We start from the raw sequence: 18,575 nt of genomic DNA on the forward strand, positions 1-18,575 counted from the left end.
ACTGTTATAAACAAAGTGTTAACCAGCCCGTTCGGGAAACAACCGGGCAAGCCCGTCAGCAGACGCCTCGCTGACGCCGCGCTCGGTGACAAGCCCCGTCACCAGCCGGTTTGGGGTGACATCAAAGGCAGGATTGCCACCTTCCGTGCCGTCTGGCGTCACGCGTACATCCGAGATGTTCCCCTGCCCATCAACCCCCATGACATGGGTGACTTCCCTGGAATCACGTTCTTCGATCGGGATTTCGGCGACTCCGTCGCGAACGGTCCAGTCAATCGTAGGGGAGGGCAGGGCGACGTAAAATGGCACACCGTTGTCCCGCGCAGCCAAAGCTTTCAGATAGGTCCCGATCTTGTTGCAAACATCACCTTGGGCCGTGGTTCGGTCCGTGCCCGTAATCACCAAATCAACCAGGCCGTGCTGCATCAAATGACCGCCGGCATTGTCCACGATGTAACGATGTGGAATGCCATGTTCGCTCAATTCCCAGGATGTCAGCGCTCCCTGGTTGCGTGGTCTGGTTTCATCCACCCAGACGTGCAAGGGGATGCCCGCGTCATGTGCGTGATACATCGGGCTTGTGGCCGTGCCCCAATCCACAGTCGCCAGCCATCCCGCATTGCAATGCGTCAGCAACCGAACCGGTTCTCCGGCGGGTTTTCGGGCCGCGATATCCTTGATCAGTTCCAACCCGTGCCGGCCGATTGCGGCGTTGATCTCGACATCTTCGTCTGCAATCTCCTGCGCCAGCGACCAGGCGCGCTCGGCACGGTCACCCGGAGCAAGCGGCATCAGCGCTTCTCGGCATCTGTCCAATGCCCAGCGCAGGTTGATTGCCGTGGGTCGGGTTGCATGCAAAACGTCATACGCGGCATCAAAGGAGGCTTCGGAGCTGTCCCGAGACATCTGCTCGGCAATTCCAAACGCAGCGGTCGCGCCTATCAAGGGTGCGCCCCTGACCCACATATCCCGTATCGCAGCTGCAAATTCATCAAGGGTTTTCAGGGTTACGACCCGAAAATCATGCGGCAACCACCTTTGGTCGATGATCCGGACCTCACCTGCCGGTTTGTCCCACCAAATAGACCGATAATGGGTGCCTTGTACTTTCATAACGCAGTCTCCGTATTCGAAAAGCCTGATCGGAATTCAAGCACAGGGTGCGTTCTAATGAGGTAATTGTAAACGGGCGTTTCGGAATTCGGGTTAGTAATTGATCCGGCAAAAAAGAATGATCATCCCTTTCTGGCGGCACGTATTTCCCGTTCCAAGGCGTCCAGAAACCGCGAGCGGTCGGCTTTGCCGAAGGGTCGCCCACCGCCGCCGGTTCCCAACGGATTGGCCGCGCGCAGATCGGCCATCAAGTCACGCATTGCCAGTTGTTGGCCAATATTTGCCGCAGTGAAGGTTTCACCATTCGGGCGCAGCACGCGTGCGCCCGCTTCGACGCATTTTGCGGCCAAAGGGATGTCAGACGTTATGACGACATCCCCTTGTCCACAGCGTTCGGCAATCCATTTGTCGGCCTCATCGGCGCCTTCGGAAACGACAATGACCTGCACCAGCGGGTTGGCCGATGGACGAAGCCCGCCATTGGACACCAGCGCCATCGGCACTTTGTGCCGCGTCGCGACCCGTTCGGCCTCGGCTTTTACGGGACAGGCATCGCCATCGACATAAAGCGTCGTCACGCCTTCTTTGCCTCTTGCTTTGCTGGTTCCACCGGTTTCTTTTTGACCTTGAATTCCTCAGGTATGGGCATGCGGTTGAACGCATCCAGGCCCGCGATTTTATACGCTTCGGCAAGTGTCGGGTAGTTGAACGTGTTCTGAACGAAGTAGTCCACCGTACCTTTCAGGTTCAGCACGGCCTGCGCGATATGGATCAACTCCGTCGCGCCTTCACCAACGATCTGGACACCCAGCACCCTGCGGGTCTTGAGCGAGAACAGCATTTTCAACATGCCGTGTTCCAGCCCCATGATATGCCCGCGTGACGTCTCGCGGAATCGCGCGACACCGACCTCGTAGGGGATGTTGCGCTCCTGCAATTCTTCTTCCGACATTCCGCAGGTTGATATTTCGGGCACTGAATAGATGCCATAGGGGTACCACGGGCTTTCCGGCAGCGTGGGCGTTTCAAGCGCGTGACAGGCAGCCACGCGCCCCTGTTGCAAAGAGGTTGATGCCAGCGACGGATGTCCGATCACATCGCCCGTGGCATAGATATGCGGTACCGCCGTTTGATATGTCTTGCGGTCTACCTTGATCCGGTTGCGGTGGTCCGTCTCCAGCCCGACGGCATCCAGATTGAGTTTGGACGTCGCCCCCATGCGTCCGGCCGCAAACAGAAGCATTTCAGCGCGAACGTGGCGACCGTTTTCAAGGGTCACTTCCACATGTTCACCGGCGTCTTCAATTTTCTCGACAGCCGAGCCCAAACGCAGGTCGACACCGTTTTCCCGGATCTGATGGGTAAAGTCGTGGATCAACCGGCTGTCGATGAAATCCAGAAACGTGTCGCGGGGTTCAATCAGCGTCACACGCACGTCCAGGGCTGAAAACATCGTGGCATATTCCACGCCAATGACCCCGGCACCGATAACGACCAGCGAGCGCGGAATCTCTGCCATTTCCAGAAATTCGTCACCGTCCACCACCGTCTTACCGTTGAACGGGACATAATCCGGACGATAGGTTTTCGTACCTGTCGCGATCAGGAACTTCGCGGCCGTCACACGCGTTGTTTCCCCGGCATCGGTTGCGACCTCTACTTCGTGCGGCCCGACAAATCTGGCCAGACCGTCCAGGGTTTCGACGTGGTTCCGATTGAACTGATGCTCCAACACGTCGACTTCATGGTCGAGGGTCATATGCAGGCGGGCTTTCAAGTCTTCTGCCCGGATCTGATCCTTTACCCGGTATGAACGCCCGTAAAAGCTGCGCTCGCGCCAGCCCGACAGGTTCAGAACCGTTTCGCGCAAGGTCTTGGACGGAATTGTCCCGGTGTGGACAGAGACGCCACCAAAACGGTCTTTGCGGTCGATGACCAGCACACGCCGTTTCAGTTTGCCTGCCTGAATCGCCGCAGAACGCCCAGAAGGCCCCGACCCTATGATGATCAGGTCATAATCGTAGCTGCTCATCCCTCAATCTCCGTACAGTGCCTCGGCATGGAAGATGACGTGATCTTCCATAAACGTGGACACAAAGAAGTACGAATGATCGTAACCCGGCTGGAAGCGATACGTCGCTTGCTGGCGACGTTCGGCGATGGCTTGCGCCAACGCTTCGGGGCGCAGAAAATCCATGAACTGATCGTTTGCACCGGTGTCGATCAGGATCGGACCGTCGAAGCCGGTTTTCTTCATCAACAAGGACGCATCGTGTTTTGACCAAGGCGCTTCGTCGTCACCAAGGTAGGCGCTCAGCTGTTTGCGGCCCCAATCCGCTCCGGTCGGGTTCGAGATCGGCGCAAAGGCTGACACCGAACGGAAGCGTCCGGGCAGGTTCATGGCAAGTGTCAGGGCGCCGTGCCCCCCCATGGAATGGCCCGTAATGGCCTGGCGTTCGCTGTCGATGGCGAAGTTTTCGCACAGCAGGGCGGGCAGCTCGTCGGCAACATAGTCCCACATCCGAAAATGCGGCGCCCAGGGTTCCTGTGTTGCGTTCACATAGAACCCCGCGCCCTGACCCAGGTCGTAATCTTCGTGATCTGCGACGCCGTCACCACGCGGCGACGTATCTGGAAACACCACGGCAATTCCCTGTTCCGCGGCCCACGCCTGAGCCCCGGCTTTGGTCATCGCGTTTTCATGGGTGCAGGTCAATCCCGACAAATACCAAAGAACCGGGACCGGGCCGTCCTTGGCCTCGGCTGGAAGAAACAGGCCAAAAGTCATGTCACACTTGCACGACGAGGAAGCGTGGCGGTACACGCCCTGCACACCGCCGAAACAGGCATTTTCCGAAATGGTTTCCATCAGGCACCGTCCTTGTTTTCGAGTCGCAACATGGCTAACGATCCGCGGACCCGGCGTAAAGTCTGTGCGCCTTCGTTGAGAGTATTTTTCGAAAAGGTGAAGGTCAGAATGTGCCCGCCCAGGCGATCACCATCGGCACGGTGAGAATACTTACGATTGTGGATAGAAGGATTGCCGCCGACGCGCGATGCGGGGCAATGCCGTAATGCGCGGCCAGCATGTAAACATTGCCCGCCACAGGCAAAGCAGCGGCAGAGATGGCAACAGTTGCGGGAAAAGTATCAATCGGTATCAGCCATAACAGAGCGACCGCAACGCAGGCCGGATGGATCACCAGTTTGCAGAAGCTCAACCATGCCGCGATCTGGACACGTTCAGCCGACTTGTCTGCCAATGATGCACCAATGGCGAACAATGCACCCGGAGTTGCTGCCCCACCGAGAATGATAAGAAAATCGCCAAGAGGTTCAGGAACAGGCAATTGCAGCGAGGACCAGATGAGACCGGCCGAGATGGATACGATCATGGGATTGCGGACCAAACCCAGTCCGATCAGCTTGAAGGTGGTCGGGGTCAATCTACCGTCACGGCCGCCGTTGATCAGGATCACGATCAGGGAAGAGAACACGACCAGATCGACGGTCAGGACCAGCATCACGGGCCCGATCGCAGCCTCGGAGAACAAAAGGGAAAGCATGGGCAGCCCGAGGAACCCGACATTGCCGATGGCCGCGCACTGAGCCTCGACCGCAGCAGTCGGAATGTCGAGCCCGCGCAGCCAGGCGATGGCCGACGCCAGAACGTAAACGGTCATAGTTCCCAGCAGATATCCTAGGATGAGCCGGGCATTGAAAATCTCGGCAAAGGGAAGGGTGGCGGCAAAGCGAAATAGCATCGCCGACAATGCAAAGAAAAAGACGAACTTGGTCAGATATGCCGTGGCTTCAGCCGTGAAGAACCGCGAGCGCCCCGCCCAAAAGCCCAGGCCGATAATCGCGAAAAACGGAAGGGTGCGCAGAAATATTTCGACCATGGGCCCAGTCCTAGCACGGTTTGAACGCGCTGCAAGTCCCCGGCATCAAAGCAAATGCAACCTCCGCTTCGCTGAAATATTCGAGAATCGTTGTATCTAAACCGAACGGTTTATAAACTAGCGCGGCTATCGATCGAGGAGAAGACATGACCCAGACCGCCACCATTCTGCGCACCGGCCGGAAATTCGACCAGGTTCTGCGCGGGGCTCGACAGGTTTTCATGGCGGATGGGTTTGAAGGGGCAAGTGTGGATGACATTGCCCGCGCGGCTGGCGTGTCAAAAGCAACGCTTTACAGCTATTTCCCGGACAAGCGCCTTTTGTTCATGGAAGTGGCCCAGACAGAATGCTGCCTGATGGCCGAGCGGGTCATCTCGATGATCGACGAAACCAAGCCTGCCCGCGAAGTGCTTCAGATCACGGCGACGCAATTGACGGCCTTCCTTGTTTCAGATTTCGCGCAGCAGGTTTTCAGGATCTGCGTTGCCGAGCGCGACCGGTTTCCCGAGCTTGGTCGTGCGTTCTATGAGGCAGGGCCGCAAAACGGCCAGCGACAGATGGCCGAGTATCTGGAAAAAGCCGTGGCCAAGGGCGAATTGGCCATTGATGATGTACATATCGCTGCCGAGCAGTTTTCCGAACTGTGCAAAGTGCGGATCTGGACCCGGGCGGCTTTTGGTATTCAGAACACGTTCACCCAGGAAGAAATAGATCAGGTCGCTGCTCAGGCTGTTGACATGTTTCTTGCCCGTTACGGGGTCTGATCCATAAAAGTGATGGCCCGCGCCCGGAACAGGGGCGCAGACCATCGCTCACTCACCAAAACACTCGATACACAACAGTTTAAAGCTGTAAGTCTTGTAAAACCCTTTACTCGATGAAAGTTCTGGCCAGACGCTCGCTGACAGGCTGTGCCAGATATGCAATCACCGTGCGTTCGCCTGTGTTGACGAACAGGTCTGCGGGCATGCCGGGGACCAAGTCCAAAGCCGCCACTTCGTCGGATTGCTGATCGTTCAGTTTGACCCGGGTCTTGAAATAGCTCTCGCCCGTGTGTTCGTCTTTCAATGCGTCGGTTGAGATATCAAAGAGGGAACCCCGGGCCTTGGGCGCATCGGCCTGCGCGAAAGCCGACAAACGAATCCGTATGGCCTGACCGATTTTCAGCTTGTTGACGTCACCAAGTCTAATCCGGCCCGAAATCGCCGAATTGCAACCGATAAGGATGTCGTCGCCGCCTTTACCGTTCTGCGGATCATCGCCGACCGCGCCGTTCAGCGCATTGGTCAGATCGCTGACGACAATCACGTCGCTATCATCCGAGGCAACGACGTTCTCAATTGAAAACAGCACATCGGTCTCGGCCTGGTTCGAGATCCCGTCCTGACCGATGACACCGATGCCCCCTGATGCGTTCACATTCAGCTTGGCGCCTGCATCCGCCAGCGTTTCCTGTACAACCGGGCCGTTTTGGCCGACCCACCCATTGTGCGGATGGATGGCCGAAACCGCGCCGGGGATGGGTGTGTTCAGGTCAACTTCGTTCCGCCCGACAACGCTCAGTTCGCTGGAACACGAGACTTCTTCGGTCGCCAGATTCTGGGTGATGACTACGGTCGCGTCGCCGGTGGCCTTGCTGCCCGAGGTCGGCCCGGGCTCTTGCTCCGCGTTCAGGCTACCGCTCAGGGTGACGGTGCGAATGTCAACCTTGGCCAACCAGAGCAAAAAACTTGAACAGGAATTGGGAACCGATCTTTTCCTGCGCCTCAACAACGAGGTGCCTCGACACTGTACGGTGCCCGTGTCGTTGAACTGGCTGGGCGCCTTCTGAACGATGCGCAGAAAATCCGGGACACCGCGACCGAGTTCCGCGACCCTGAAACAGTTCCTTTGACCGTCGGAATGCCTCCGACTTAGGCCCCTTATCTGACCGGGTATCTCTCTGAACCCTTCAGCTCGCTGTTTCCAAGGATGGGGGTCACGCTGATCTAGGATCTGCCTGAAAATATATTGCGTATGGTCGATGATCACTTGCTGGACATGGCGCTTGTGGCGAAGATCAACAGCAGCGCCGCTTTGGATTTCACTTCAATCTGGTCTGAACCATTGTTTCTGGCCCTTCGAAAAGGGCAACCGCTTTGCGCCTTGTCGTCCACCACCCCAGAGGATGTTCCGCCATATGATTTCATCCGGCTTCCACACGGTTTCGGATACGAACTTGAGGGGAGGCTTCCCAAACATGACGGATCAACCCGGATCAGCAAAGGTTTCGACCTGACCACGCTGAGGTTCGAGACGATCTGCCGCCATATTTGCCATTCCGACGATTGTACAATTGTCTCGGCCTTGGCCGCTGAACAAAGAGAACCAAATCTCTGCTGCTTCGGACGCTGAACGGGCAAAGGTGACTGCCACGACAGTCAGGAAGGTGGGATCGAAGCGATAAGGTTTTGCCTCTATGTCAAAACCTGTTCGGTGCTCTGGCCTCAATACGTGGTGCGCATCTGGTATCCCTGATGGAAAGTCATGCGCACGAAAGTTACCGGATCGCTGCGAAACCATGTCGTGCGTTCCAGCTGAAACAACGGTGTGCCGGGCGGTACCGCCAGAAACTCCTGCAAATGCCCTGTTGCGGGGACGGCCGAGAAGGCAATTTCAGCGTTTGAAAACGGCACCTCGGACAGCAGCCATTCATTCGGCCCGGTGGTCAGGAAATCTTCGTCGAGAACCTGAGGCACGGTGCTGACGTTGATCCAGCGTTCCTCGAACTGGAATGGACGGTTGTCGGCGTGGTGCATACATTGCAGATGGACGACCTGCGCACCTTCCGGGATATTCAGCTTTGCCTGCAACCACGCGGGGCAATCGATCAGTGTTCGGCTGACCAGAGCATAACGGTATTCGGCGTTCATTTCTTCGATGGTCTGCCGAACGACAGTGATCGGCAATTTCGCCTGCTTTACCGGTGTGGTCACAACACGCGTTCCACCCTTGCGTTTGCGGGTGACAATTCCCTGTTCGGCAAGTTCCCGCAGCGCCCGATTGACCGTCGCCCGTGCAACGCCGAATTCGGCTGCCAGTTCCATCTCGGTGGGCAACAGGCTGCCCTGCGGCCAGACACGGGTTTGAATGCGGTTCACGACTTCGTCCCGAATGTCCTGAAAGCCGAGAGGTTTTTGATCGGTCACGTGGTGTTCATCCAATTACGTACAAATATATTGCTATTATGATGCCATTGTTGTCAGCCCGTAAAGGCGGCAGCAAGCTCAAAGCCTCGGCATGAGATCAGCCATGGCCCGCCGATAGTCAGATACGATCCGATCCCGAGCAATATGGCGGCCCAGGCGCACCTGATGGCGGCCGGCCGACCACAGATCGGTCACTACGTGGTCCTTCGCGGCAAAGACCAACCCGTCGAGCAACTGTTCAGGACGCAGGGCACAAAGTGCCGGATCCTGGCTGTCAATGGCAACAAGATCCGCCAGCATCCCTGCTGCGATCTGGCCCGCCGCGCGACCCAGGGCCTGCGCACCGCCCAAAGCCGCATTGCAATACAGTGTCTGTCCTACCGAACCGTCCCCTTCGACCAGGACATTGCGCGACAGGTCTCGCAGGCGTTGGGAATACTCCAGCGTACGCAGTTCCTCTGTCATCGAAACCAACACGTTTGAATCCGACCCAACCCCGAAACGACCACCGACTTCAAGAAAGACGGCCCCATTGAAAGGGCCATCCCCCAAATTGGCTTCGGTGATCGGGCAAAGCCCCGCGACCGCGCCCGTTACAGCCATATCGCGGGTCTCCTTTTCCGTCATGTGAGTGGCGTGGATGAGGCACCAGCGATGGTTTACCGGTGCATTGCTCAGCAGCCATTCCACCGGGCGGGCGCCCAGACCCTCGTGAACCTGCTCAACTTCCATGGGTTGTTCCGCAATGTGGATATGGACAGGTCCCGTCTTTTTTGCGTCCAGAACCCGGGCAAGATCTTGTGGTGATGTCGCGCGCAAGGAATGTGGTGCAATGCCTATCTGACAGTCATCCGGCAGATCGCCCAGTGCCACTTGCGCTTGCTCGACCAACGCCAGATAGCGGTCTACATCATTGCCAAATCGTTGCTGTCCCGATTCCAACGGTTGCTCGCCGACCCCTGCGTAAGAATAAAGTACGGGCAGATGCGTCAGCCCGATTCCCGTCTCGTCCGCAGCAGCCATGATCCGCTGGGACAGCTCTGCAAGATTGTCATAAGGTGTGCCGTCTGGCTGGTGATGCAGATAATGGAATTCACCAACCGAGGCGTAACCGGCTTCCTGCATCTCCATATAGACCAGAGCGGCAATCGCCTGCACGTGATCAGGCGTCAGGTGCAGGGTGAAACGATACATCAGTTCCCGCCACGTCCAGAAACTGTCGCGACCGGCCTTTCGGTATTCGGTCATGCCTGCCATCGCGCGCTGAAATGCGTGGCTGTGCAGATTGGCCAATGCGGGCAGCAAAGTGTCGACGCAAGTGTCACCCTCTTGCGCCGTCGCGCCCTGTTGCAGCGACAATATCAGCCCTTGGCTGATTTCCACCCGCAGGTTCGTAGCCCAACCAGTGCTCAATAATGCGCGATTAGCGAAGATAGCCATTTTCCACCTCATTTTATGCATAGACATATAAATGATAGAAATGTACTAGAAAAGAAGGAAATGCATGGAGGGTGCGAGTCACATGCAGACGCAAACGCAGGTTTTGACGGATCTTGATGCCGCAACGATGACCGAAGGCGGCGCGCCATACGGTTTGGTCCCGGATGCCGCGATCGCGTTGCAGGACGGACAAATCGCATGGATCGGAGCTGTCGCTGACCTTCCTTCAAGATTCGCCGACCAGCCGCGGACTCGACTCGGTGGACGCCTGGTTACGCCTGCGTTGATCGATTGCCACACTCATGTGGTTCACTGTGGCCATCGCGCCACAGAATTCGAAATGCGCCTGAACGGCGCGAGCTACGAAGAGGTTGCCCGCGCCGGGGGTGGAATCATCTCGACCGTAAAGGCCACGCGCGCGGCCGGCGTGGAGGAGTTGGTCGCACAGGCATTGCCGCGAGTTGATGCGATGCTGGCCGTAGGGGTATCGGTCATCGAAGTGAAGTCCGGTTACGGATTGGATGACGATACCGAATTGAACATGTTGCGCGCGGCTCGGGCGTTGCCGGATCATCGTCCCGTCCGCGTTCTGACCAGCTTTCTGGGGGCGCATGCGGTGCCTCGGGACTATGAGGGCAGGGCGTCGGACTACATTCATCAGGTCTGCGTTCCCACGCTTCGCGCCGCTCATGCCGAGGGATTGGTCGATGCGGTCGATGCCTTCTGCGAAGGCATTGCCTTTCAACCCGAAGAGCTGATCCCGCTTTTTGATGTCGCGACAGAGCTTGGCCTGCCGATCAAGATCCACGCCGAACAATTGTCGAATTTGGGCGGCGCAAAACTGGCTGCCGGATACGGCGCCCTGTCGGCAGATCATATTGAGTACCTTGATGAAGCGGGTGTCCTGGATATGGCGCAGGCCGGTACCGTCGGCGTTATTCTGCCGGGGGCGTTCTACACCTTGCGCGAAACACAGACGCCACCGATTGACCTGTTGCGCCGGCATGCTGTGCCCATGGCGCTTGCCACGGATTGCAACCCCGGTTCGGCGCCGATGACCTCGCTGTTGCTGGCGATGAACATGGGATGCACCCTGTTTCGCATGACGCCAGAAGAGGCCCTGCAAGGCGTGACGGTTCACGCGGCCCGTGCTCTCGGGTTGGCTGACTGCGGTCAGATCTCAGTCGGGCGGCGCGCTGATCTGGCGGTTTGGAATGTCGAACACCCCGCGGAATTGGCCTATCGCATCGGATTCAACCCTCTTCATACCCGCATTTTCGGAGGTATATTTTGACGACCCTCACCCTTACCCCGGGCACCGTTACCCTGTCGCAGCTGGAACAGATCTTTCGCGAAGAGTGCGCTGTTCGGTTGGACCCCGCCTGCCGCCCGGCCGTTGAAGAAGCGCACAAGCGCATCGCCGATGCGGCGGCGGGAGAGGCCGCCGTATATGGCGTGAACACGGGGTTCGGGAAACTGGCAAGCGTCAAAATCGCGGCCGAGGACACGGCAACGTTGCAGCGCAACCTGATCCTCAGCCATTGCTGTGGTGTGGGCCCTGCGATCCCGCGCGCCCTTGCCAGATTGATGATGGTTCTGAAATTGCTGAGCCTGGGGCGCGGGGCCTCGGGGGTTCGGCCAGAAGTGATCACCCTGCTGGAAGGGATGTTGTCCAAAGGTGTGACCCCGGTGATCCCGGCGCAGGGTTCGGTCGGGGCTTCGGGTGATCTTGCACCCTTGTCTCACATGGCTGCCGTCATGATGGGCGCTGGTGAGGCCGAATTCGGTGGCGATGTGATGCCCGGTGACGCTGCGCTGTCCAAAGCGGGCCTGCATCCGATCGAACTGGGCCCCAAAGAAGGGCTGGCGCTGATCAATGGCACCCAGTTTTCGACGGCCTTTGCACTGTCCGGTCTGTTTGGCGCGTGGCAGGCGGCGCAAAGCGCGCTGGTTACCTCGGCGCTGACGACGGATGCGATCATGGGTTCGACCGCCCCGTTGCAACCGGAAATCCACACGTTGCGCGGGCATCGCGGGCAGATCGAGGCCGGCGTGACCATGCGGGCGCTGCTGGCCGGGTCGGTCATTCGTGAAAGCCATCGGGATGGCGATACCCGCGTTCAGGATCCGTATTGTATCCGCTGCCAGCCTCAGGTCGTGGGGGCCGCGATGGATGTGCTGAGGCAGGCTGCAACAACACTGGAAATCGAAGCCAACGCGGCGACGGACAATCCTCTGGTTCTATCGGAAACCGGCCTGATCGTTTCGGGCGGGAATTTTCACGCCGAACCCGTTGGGTTTGCCGCAGACATGATCGCGCTTGCCGTGGCCGAGATCGGGGCAATTGCACAACGCCGCATTGCGTTGATCGTTGATCCGGCGCTCAGCTTTGATCTGCCGCCTTTTCTGACTCCCAATCCGGGCCTGAATTCGGGCTATATGATCGCTGAGGTGACGACTGCCGCACTGATGAGCGAAAACAAGCATCTGGCCAATCCATGCGTGACGGACTCGACGCCCACATCGGCCAATCAGGAAGATCACGTTTCGATGGCGGCCCATGGTGCGCGGCGATTGGGGCAGATGGTTGCCAATCTGGAACGTATTCTGGGGGTCGAACTGCTGTGTGCCACACAAGGGGTCGAGTTCCGCGCGCCGCTGCCTACGAGCGAAACGTTGCAGGCCGTGATGGCGCGGCTGCGAGCCGTGGTGCCGGCCTTGGGTGACGATCGCTTTATGGCACCCGAGATCGAAGCAGCCTCGGCCCTGATTGCCAGTGGTGAGATTGCCCGTGGCACGGGCATCGCCATGCCGGAACTTGGCGCATGAGCGGCCCGGTCGAGATTTCGCGCGGTGACGGTCCGATCGTGCTGGGTCTGCCGCATACCGGCACCCATGTTCCGGCCACGATCGAGGCCAAGTTGAATGCGCGGGGTCAAGCTCTAGCAGATACGGATTGGCATGTTCATACCTTGTATGAAGGACTTCTGCCCAGTGCGACCACGGTTCGGGCGACCTTCCACCGATATGTGATCGACGCCAACCGGGACCCGACGGGCGTGTCGCTTTATCCCGGCCAGAACACGACCTCTCTTGTGCCGCTGACGGACTTTGACGGCCAGGGCATTTGGGACATCCCGCCTTCGGAAAAGGATATCCTCGAACGACGGGAAGCTTTTCATGCACCGTATCATGCCGCCCTGAAGGCCGAGCTGGAACGCGTGAAGGCGGCGCATGGGGTTGCGGTGCTGTATGATTGCCACTCGATCCGCAACCATATTCCTTTTCTGTTCGAAGGTACTCTGCCCGATATGAGCATCGGCACGAACAATGGGGCGACCTGCGCGCCGGAAATCGAAGCCATAGCGCATAAATTCGCGGCGTCCTCGCCCTGTACGGCTGTTCTGAATGGGCGGTTCAAGGGCGGATGGACAACGCGCCATTATGGGCGCCCCTCGGAAGGGGTTCACGCGATCCAGATGGAGCTGGCTCAGTCGACCTACCTGAAAACTGAAGCGCCGCCCTGGGCTTTTGATACCGACAAAGCCGACCGCCTGCGCCGGTGGCTCAAAGACATTCTTGACGCTATCCATGACACTGCATTGGAGCTTGCCCGATGACCGATCCTCGCAAAAATACCCGTGACATCTATCCCCCGACAGGGCCCGAACTGAACGCCAAAAGCTGGATGACCGAAGCCCCGATGCGGATGCTGATGAACAATCTGCACCCTGATGTGGCCGAGAATCCGCATGAGCTGGTTGTCTATGGCGGGATCGGCCGTGCCGCGCGGACGTGGAAAGATTTTGACACCATCGTTGCCAGCCTCAAGGACCTGGAGGAAGATGAAACGCTGGTGGTGCAATCCGGCAAACCGGTCGCCATCGTTCGGACGCATGCCGATGCACCTCGGGTGCTGATCGCGAACTCGAACCTCGTGCCGCATTGGGCCAACTGGGACCACTTCAACGAGCTCGATAAGAAGGGCCTGATGATGTACGGCCAGATGACGGCCGGTTCGTGGATCTATATCGGGACGCAAGGCATCGTTCAGGGCACCTACGAAACCTTCGCCGAGGCGGGGCGTCAACACTATGACGGGGACCTGACCGGCAAGTGGATTCTGACTGGCGGTTTGGGCGGCATGGGTGGCGCGCAACCTCTGGCGGCGGTCTTTGCAGGGGCGTGTTGCCTGGCCGTCGAGTGCAATCCAGACAGCATCGATTTCCGCCTGCGCACCAAGTATCTCGACGAAAAGGCCGAGACGCTGGACGAAGCGCTGGAAATGATCGACCGCTGGACCAGGGCGGGCGAGGCGAAATCGGTCGGTTTGCTGGGCAATGCGGCCGAGATTTTCCCCGAAATCTATCGGCGGATGCAGGCGGGCGGGATGCGCCCTGACATCGTGACCGACCAGACCAGCGCCCATGATCCGGTCAACGGCTATCTGCCATTGGGCTGGGGCATGGCGCAGTGGAAAGACAAGAGGGAAAGCGACCCCAAGGCCGTGGAAAAGGCAGCCCGAGCGTCGATGAAGCAACACGTGGCCGCCATGGTCGATTTCTGGAACGCGGGCGTGCCAACCCTGGACTATGGCAACAACATCCGGCAGGTGGCGCAGGACGAAGGTTTGGAAAACGCCTTTGCCTTTCCCGGTTTCGTGCCCGCCTATATCCGCCCGTTGTTCTGCCGCGGCATTGGCCCGTTCCGCTGGTGCGCACTGTCGGGTGATCCCGAGGACATCTACAAAACCGACGCAAAGATGAAGGAACTGTTCCCCGACAACACCCATCTGCACAACTGGCTCGACATGGCGCAGGAGCGCATCGCCTTTCAGGGCCTTCCCGCGCGCATCTGCTGGATCGGGTTGGGCGACCGCCACAAGGCTGGGCTGGCATTCAACGAGATGGTCAAAACCGGAGAACTGAAGGCGCCGGTCGTCATCGGTCGCGACCACCTCGACAGCGGCTCGGTCGCGTCGCCGAACCGCGAAACCGAGGCGATGAAGGACGGCTCGGACGCCGTTTCGGATTGGCCGCTGCTGAACGCGCTGGTCAATACCGCCTCGGGCGCGACATGGGTCTCGCTGCACCACGGAGGCGGCGTTGGCATGGGTTTCAGTCAACATGCGGGTGTCGTGATTTGTGCCGACGGAACCGATGCAGCGGCCAGACGTCTCGAACGGGTTCTGTGGAACGATCCGGCTTCTGGCGTCTGGCGTCACGCAGATGCGGGTTATGCGGACGCCAAGGCCTGCGCACGTGAACACGGGCTGCGTCTGCCGGGGATTCTGGGCTGATTTGCCATTCATCTTTGAATTTGTCTGCATGGCTTAGCGCTAACGTCTCATTTTCCGGTTTCGAACCGAGGATGTTTCCGCTAGGGCTAAGCCGTTAAGCAGCCCGCCAGGCTAACGACAACTGACAAAGGTGGCTCGCCCGTTGCTCGATATTGCACAAGTCCGCACTGTTCTTTCGGACGTCTATGACCTCGCCCCATCGGCCACGTTGGCCAATGAGATGAAAGACACGTTTGCCCGTATGGATCGTGTGATCAGCCCGCCGGATTGGGCGATCTATGCGCCCTATGTGCGGGCGATCAACGCGCTCAAGAAAGAGCGTAACGCCGTGATCCTTGGGCACAATTACATGACACCGGAAATCTATCATGGTGTGTCCGATTTCGTGGGTGACAGCCTGCAACTGGCGATCAAGGCCAGCGAGGTGGAAGAGGATGTGATCGTTCAGGCCGGGGTTCATTTCATGGCCGAGACATCGAAAATTCTGAGCCCCGGGAAAACTGTTCTGATGCCCGACATGGATGCCGGCTGTTCTTTGGCAGAATCGATTACTGCTGAAGGAATCGACGAAATGCGGGCCAAATACCCAGGTGCGCCGGTTGTGTCTTACGTGAACACCACTGCCGAGGTCAAAGCGGCCTCGGATATCTGCTGCACCTCGTCGAACGCCTTGCAGATCGTGAATGCCATGGAGAGCGACACGGTCATCATGACGCCGGATCAATATCTGGCTCAAAACGTGGCCAATGAAAGCCACAAGAATGTGGTTTACTGGCCCGGTTCCTGCATCGTGCATGAACAATACACCGCTCAGGACCTGCGCGACTTCCGGGAATGGAACCCCGGAACGCGCCTGATTGCGCACCCGGAATGCCCGCCGGATGTGGTGGCCGAGGCGGATTATTCCGGTTCAACCAGCGGGATCATCAAATATGTGCATGATGAGAAACCCGAAAAGGCGATGCTGATCACCGAATGTTCGATGGCGTCGAACATCGCGGATGAACTGCCCGAGGTCGATTTCGTAGGGCCGTGCAATATGTGCCCGTACATGAAAAAGATCACGCTGGAAAAGATCCTCTATGCGTTGCACACGATGGAAGGCCAGGTCGAGGTCGCCGAAGACGTGGCAGAGCAGGCCCGCAAATCTGTTCAGGCGATGATTGATCTGTCCCGCAAGCTCGGCATCTGATCGGCAATGACCGACATCACCACGGATCGCGTCATTATTGTCGGGGCCGGGATTGGCGCGCTTTATGCTGCGCTGAAACTGGCGCCGCGCCCGGTGGTGATCATCTCGCCTGATCCTTTGGGCGAAGGTGCAAGTTCGGCATGGGCGCAGGGTGGCGTGGCGGCGGCGATGGACCTGGCCGACAGCCCGGAAAGCCACGCCGTTGATACCGTCAATGCCGGGGCAGGCACTGTCGAGCCTGACGTTGCGGATTTGGTGACGCGAGAGGCGCGGGACTATATTCTGGACCTGACCACTTTGGGCACACCATTTGATCGCACCGAGGGTGGCGGGTATGTCCTGTCCCGAGAAGCCGCGCACAGTTTTGCCCGCGTCGTGCGGGTAAAGGGCGATCAGGCCGGCAGTGAAATCATGGCCGCCCTGATCGAACGAGTGCGCGAAACTCCGTCAGTGCAGGTGTTGGAAGGGGTTCTTGCCGTTGCGCTAGAAGTGACGGATGGGCGCGTGGTGGGCGTTGTTTTGCAGGAGGCCTCGGAAAGCGGATCCGCGCCTGTGACGCTTCGTGCGCCTGCCGTATTGTTGGCGGGTGGCGGTTCTGGCGGGCTTTATGCCCTGACGACCAATCCGGCCCGCATCCGCGGACAGGTCATCGGAATGGCCGCTCGGGCGGGGGCGCTGATCGCCGATGCCGAATTCGTGCAGTTCCACCCCACCGCCATGGACGTGGGTGAAGACCCGGCCCCGCTGGCGACCGAGGCCCTGCGCGGAGAAGGGGCAATACTGATAAACAAGCACGGCGAGCGTTTCATGCAGGCCGTTCACCCTGATGCCGAGCTTGCCCCGCGCGACGTTGTGGCCCGCGCGATATTTGCCGAGGTACAGGCCGGCAACCGCCCGATGTTGGACACCCGCAAGGCTTTGGGCGCGCAAATCAATGAACTTTTCCCGGCGGTTGCCGCATATTGCGCGCGCAACGGAATCGATCCGGTCCGGGATGCGATCCCGGTTGCTCCGGCAGCGCATTACCACATGGGCGGGATTGCCACAGGCACTGATGGCCGCGCGACGCTGGATCGGTTGTGGGTGTGCGGCGAGGCGTCTTCGACCGGCCTTCACGGCGCCAACCGGCTGGCCTCGAACGGTTTGCTCGAAGCGTTGGTGTTTGCACGCATCTGTGCCCGGGACATTGCGCGTTCGATACCGGACACTTCCGCGTCGGAACCTGTGGCCCTTCGATTTGATCAAGCTGACATCCCTGATACGTCCGATGCGGTCAGTATGTTGCGCACGACCATGTCGCGCGATGTTGGCGTTGTCCGGGACCGCGCCGGGTTATGCCGGGCATTGCGCAGGATTGCCACGCTCGAAGAGCAGCATGGCACATGCCCGTCCTTCAGAAACATGTGTGCCACAGCAACCTTGATCGCCGCGGCGGCATTGCAGCGCGAAGAAAGCCGCGGCGCGCATAAGCGATCCGACTTTCCGGAAGCTGCCGATGGCCCCGGCAAACGATCCCGGATGTATCTTACTGACGCGCTGCACATTCGCGCCGAAGCCTGCAAGGAAATATCATGAGTTTTGCGACCCTGCCCGATCTGATCCTCGAACCCGTCATCCGCGCGGCGCTGATGGAGGATCTGGGAGCATACGGTGATGTGACCACCCGCGCCGTAATCCCGCCGAACGCGACCTATATGGCCCGGCTGAATGCGCGTGAGGATGCCGTCGTTTCTGGTATTCAGGTGGCGACGATTGCGTTCCGGCTGGTCGACCCGACGCTTGAGGTTGAGGTGCATGTCAAGGATGGCCAGCCTTGTCGGCGCGGCGACACGCTGATGACCATCAAAGGTTCTGCGGCCTCGATCCTGTCGGGTGAGCGGGTCGCGCTGAATTTTGCCGGTCGTCTGACCGGTATTGCCACAAAAACTGCCACCTTTGTCCAGCAGACAAAGGGCACGAATGCCCGCATGACCTGTACCCGCAAAACCACGCCCGGACTTCGCATCGTCGAAAAACAGGCCGTGCTGCATGGCGGCGGTTTCAATCATCGCTACTCTTTGTCCGACGCGATCCTGATCAAGGACAACCACATTGCCGCCGCCGGGGGTGTGCGTCAGGTTCTTGAGGCCGCCAAAGCGCAAGCCAGCCACATGATGGCCGTCGAGATCGAAGTCGATCGACTGGACCAGCTGGCCGAAGTCCTCAGGATTGGCGGTGCGTCCGTCGTATTGCTGGACAACATGGATGACGAGATGCTGCGCGAAGCGGTTGCCATGGTGGATGGGCGGATGAAGACCGAAGCCAGCGGGAATGTGACGTTGGACCGGGTTGCATCGATTGCGGCGACCGGGGTCGATTACATCTCGTCCGGGGCGCTGACGCATTCCGCCCGAACCGTTGATCTGGGTCTTGATTTCTGAAAAATTTCTGAAAAGCGCGGC

The 18,575-nt window shown here is 58.9% G+C and carries 17 protein-coding genes; 9 read left to right on the top strand and 8 right to left on the bottom strand.

The genetic code is table 11. The annotated features are described in order from the left end of the window. Positions 1-18: 18 nt before the first annotated feature. The 5 genes from mtnA to GS614_RS11975 all read right to left on the bottom strand — a co-directional run bounded on the left by mtnA (position 19) and on the right by GS614_RS11975 (position 5,015). Complete coding sequence (mtnA, locus tag GS614_RS11955) at positions 19-1,113, bottom strand: S-methyl-5-thioribose-1-phosphate isomerase (protein ID WP_171726391.1); 1,095 nt, start codon at positions 1,111-1,113, stop codon at positions 19-21. A 122-nt stretch (positions 1,114-1,235) separates the two neighbouring features. After that, the gene (locus GS614_RS11960; protein ID WP_171230388.1) at positions 1,236-1,691 is read right to left on the bottom strand and encodes a YaiI/YqxD family protein; all 456 of its coding nucleotides are present in this window, start codon (positions 1,689-1,691) and stop codon (positions 1,236-1,238) included. Beyond that, positions 1,688-3,145: a Si-specific NAD(P)(+) transhydrogenase gene (gene sthA, locus GS614_RS11965; RefSeq protein ID WP_171119174.1), complete on the bottom strand. Its 1,458-nt coding sequence runs from the start codon at positions 3,143-3,145 to the stop codon at positions 1,688-1,690. The genes GS614_RS11960 and sthA overlap by 4 nt, the downstream gene beginning before the upstream one ends. Before the next feature lie 3 nt (positions 3,146-3,148). Continuing rightward, entirely contained in the window at positions 3,149-3,982 is an 834-nt protein-coding gene (gene fghA, locus GS614_RS11970; protein WP_171726392.1) for an S-formylglutathione hydrolase, read from the bottom strand. Positions 3,983-4,085: 103 nt separating this feature from the next. Beyond that, complete coding sequence (locus tag GS614_RS11975; RefSeq protein ID WP_171726393.1) at positions 4,086-5,015, bottom strand: AEC family transporter; 930 nt, start codon at positions 5,013-5,015, stop codon at positions 4,086-4,088. Between the two features lie 146 nt (positions 5,016-5,161). On the opposite strand from GS614_RS11975, the gene GS614_RS11980 reads away from it, so the two are divergent. Next, positions 5,162-5,779: a TetR/AcrR family transcriptional regulator gene (locus GS614_RS11980; protein WP_171119180.1), complete on the top strand. Its 618-nt coding sequence runs from the start codon at positions 5,162-5,164 to the stop codon at positions 5,777-5,779. 106 nt (positions 5,780-5,885) lie between these two features. On the opposite strand, the gene GS614_RS11985 is transcribed toward GS614_RS11980, so the two are convergent. Next, entirely contained in the window at positions 5,886-6,731 is an 846-nt protein-coding gene (locus tag GS614_RS11985; RefSeq protein ID WP_171726394.1) for a hypothetical protein, read from the bottom strand. A gap of 294 nt (positions 6,732-7,025) precedes the next feature. Here GS614_RS11985 and GS614_RS11990 point away from each other — a divergent pair, with 294 nt between their 5' ends. Next, positions 7,026-7,409, top strand: coding sequence for a LysR substrate-binding domain-containing protein (locus GS614_RS11990; RefSeq protein WP_171615126.1), 384 nt, complete (start codon positions 7,026-7,028; stop codon positions 7,407-7,409). Positions 7,410-7,501: 92 nt separating this feature from the next. Here GS614_RS11990 and GS614_RS11995 read toward each other — a convergent pair whose 3' ends face one another. Both GS614_RS11995 and GS614_RS12000 read right to left on the bottom strand, forming a co-directional pair. Beyond that, positions 7,502-8,203: a GntR family transcriptional regulator gene (locus tag GS614_RS11995; RefSeq protein ID WP_152460215.1), complete on the bottom strand. Its 702-nt coding sequence runs from the start codon at positions 8,201-8,203 to the stop codon at positions 7,502-7,504. Positions 8,204-8,281: 78 nt separating this feature from the next. After that, positions 8,282-9,643: a formimidoylglutamate deiminase gene (locus GS614_RS12000; RefSeq protein ID WP_171726396.1), complete on the bottom strand. Its 1,362-nt coding sequence runs from the start codon at positions 9,641-9,643 to the stop codon at positions 8,282-8,284. Between the two features lie 82 nt (positions 9,644-9,725). Between GS614_RS12000 and hutI the strand changes: the two genes are divergently transcribed. The 7 genes from hutI (at position 9,726) to nadC (ending at position 18,554) form a co-directional block, all read left to right on the top strand. Further along, positions 9,726-10,937 (top strand): imidazolonepropionase, encoded by a 1,212-nt coding sequence (hutI, locus tag GS614_RS12005; RefSeq protein WP_171726397.1) that lies wholly within the window; start codon positions 9,726-9,728, stop codon positions 10,935-10,937. Continuing rightward, a complete protein-coding gene (gene hutH / locus GS614_RS12010) occupies positions 10,934-12,472 on the top strand; it encodes a histidine ammonia-lyase (protein ID WP_171726398.1) in 1,539 nt (512 codons plus the stop codon). Before hutI ends, hutH begins: the two co-directional genes overlap by 4 nt. Further along, positions 12,469-13,263 (top strand): N-formylglutamate deformylase, encoded by a 795-nt coding sequence (gene hutG / locus GS614_RS12015; RefSeq protein WP_171726399.1) that lies wholly within the window; start codon positions 12,469-12,471, stop codon positions 13,261-13,263. The genes hutH and hutG overlap by 4 nt, the downstream gene beginning before the upstream one ends. Further along, complete coding sequence (gene hutU / locus GS614_RS12020) at positions 13,260-14,942, top strand: urocanate hydratase (RefSeq protein WP_171726400.1); 1,683 nt, start codon at positions 13,260-13,262, stop codon at positions 14,940-14,942. Before hutG ends, hutU begins: the two co-directional genes overlap by 4 nt. A gap of 142 nt (positions 14,943-15,084) precedes the next feature. Then, positions 15,085-16,134: a quinolinate synthase NadA gene (nadA, locus tag GS614_RS12025; RefSeq protein WP_171119198.1), complete on the top strand. Its 1,050-nt coding sequence runs from the start codon at positions 15,085-15,087 to the stop codon at positions 16,132-16,134. 6 nt (positions 16,135-16,140) lie between these two features. Next, positions 16,141-17,709: an L-aspartate oxidase gene (locus GS614_RS12030; protein WP_171726401.1), complete on the top strand. Its 1,569-nt coding sequence runs from the start codon at positions 16,141-16,143 to the stop codon at positions 17,707-17,709. Further along, a complete protein-coding gene (nadC, locus tag GS614_RS12035; protein ID WP_171726402.1) occupies positions 17,706-18,554 on the top strand; it encodes a carboxylating nicotinate-nucleotide diphosphorylase in 849 nt (282 codons plus the stop codon). The genes GS614_RS12030 and nadC overlap by 4 nt, the downstream gene beginning before the upstream one ends. Positions 18,555-18,575 lie beyond the last annotated feature (21 nt).

Source organism: Ruegeria sp. HKCCD6604 (assembly GCF_013110635.1).
Taxonomy (GTDB): Bacteria; Pseudomonadota; Alphaproteobacteria; order Rhodobacterales; family Rhodobacteraceae; genus Ruegeria.

Excerpts from the sequence above, each read along its gene's own strand:
- nadC (WP_171726402.1), top strand. The coding sequence starts at position 17,706 with ATGAGTTTTGCGACCCTGCCCGATCTGATCCTCGAACCCGTCATCCGC.
- fghA (WP_171726392.1), bottom strand. The coding sequence starts at position 3,982 with ATGGAAACCATTTCGGAAAATGCCTGTTTCGGCGGTGTGCAGGGCGTG.
- hutU (WP_171726400.1), top strand. The coding sequence starts at position 13,260 with ATGACCGATCCTCGCAAAAATACCCGTGACATCTATCCCCCGACAGGG.
- GS614_RS11980 (WP_171119180.1), top strand. The coding sequence starts at position 5,162 with ATGACCCAGACCGCCACCATTCTGCGCACCGGCCGGAAATTCGACCAG.
- hutG (WP_171726399.1), top strand. The coding sequence starts at position 12,469 with ATGAGCGGCCCGGTCGAGATTTCGCGCGGTGACGGTCCGATCGTGCTG.
- GS614_RS12030 (WP_171726401.1), top strand. The coding sequence starts at position 16,141 with ATGACCGACATCACCACGGATCGCGTCATTATTGTCGGGGCCGGGATT.
- GS614_RS11975 (WP_171726393.1), bottom strand. The coding sequence starts at position 5,015 with ATGGTCGAAATATTTCTGCGCACCCTTCCGTTTTTCGCGATTATCGGC.
- hutI (WP_171726397.1), top strand. The coding sequence starts at position 9,726 with ATGCAGACGCAAACGCAGGTTTTGACGGATCTTGATGCCGCAACGATG.
- mtnA (WP_171726391.1), bottom strand. The coding sequence starts at position 1,113 with ATGAAAGTACAAGGCACCCATTATCGGTCTATTTGGTGGGACAAACCG.
- GS614_RS12000 (WP_171726396.1), bottom strand. The coding sequence starts at position 9,643 with ATGGCTATCTTCGCTAATCGCGCATTATTGAGCACTGGTTGGGCTACG.
- sthA (WP_171119174.1), bottom strand. The coding sequence starts at position 3,145 with ATGAGCAGCTACGATTATGACCTGATCATCATAGGGTCGGGGCCTTCT.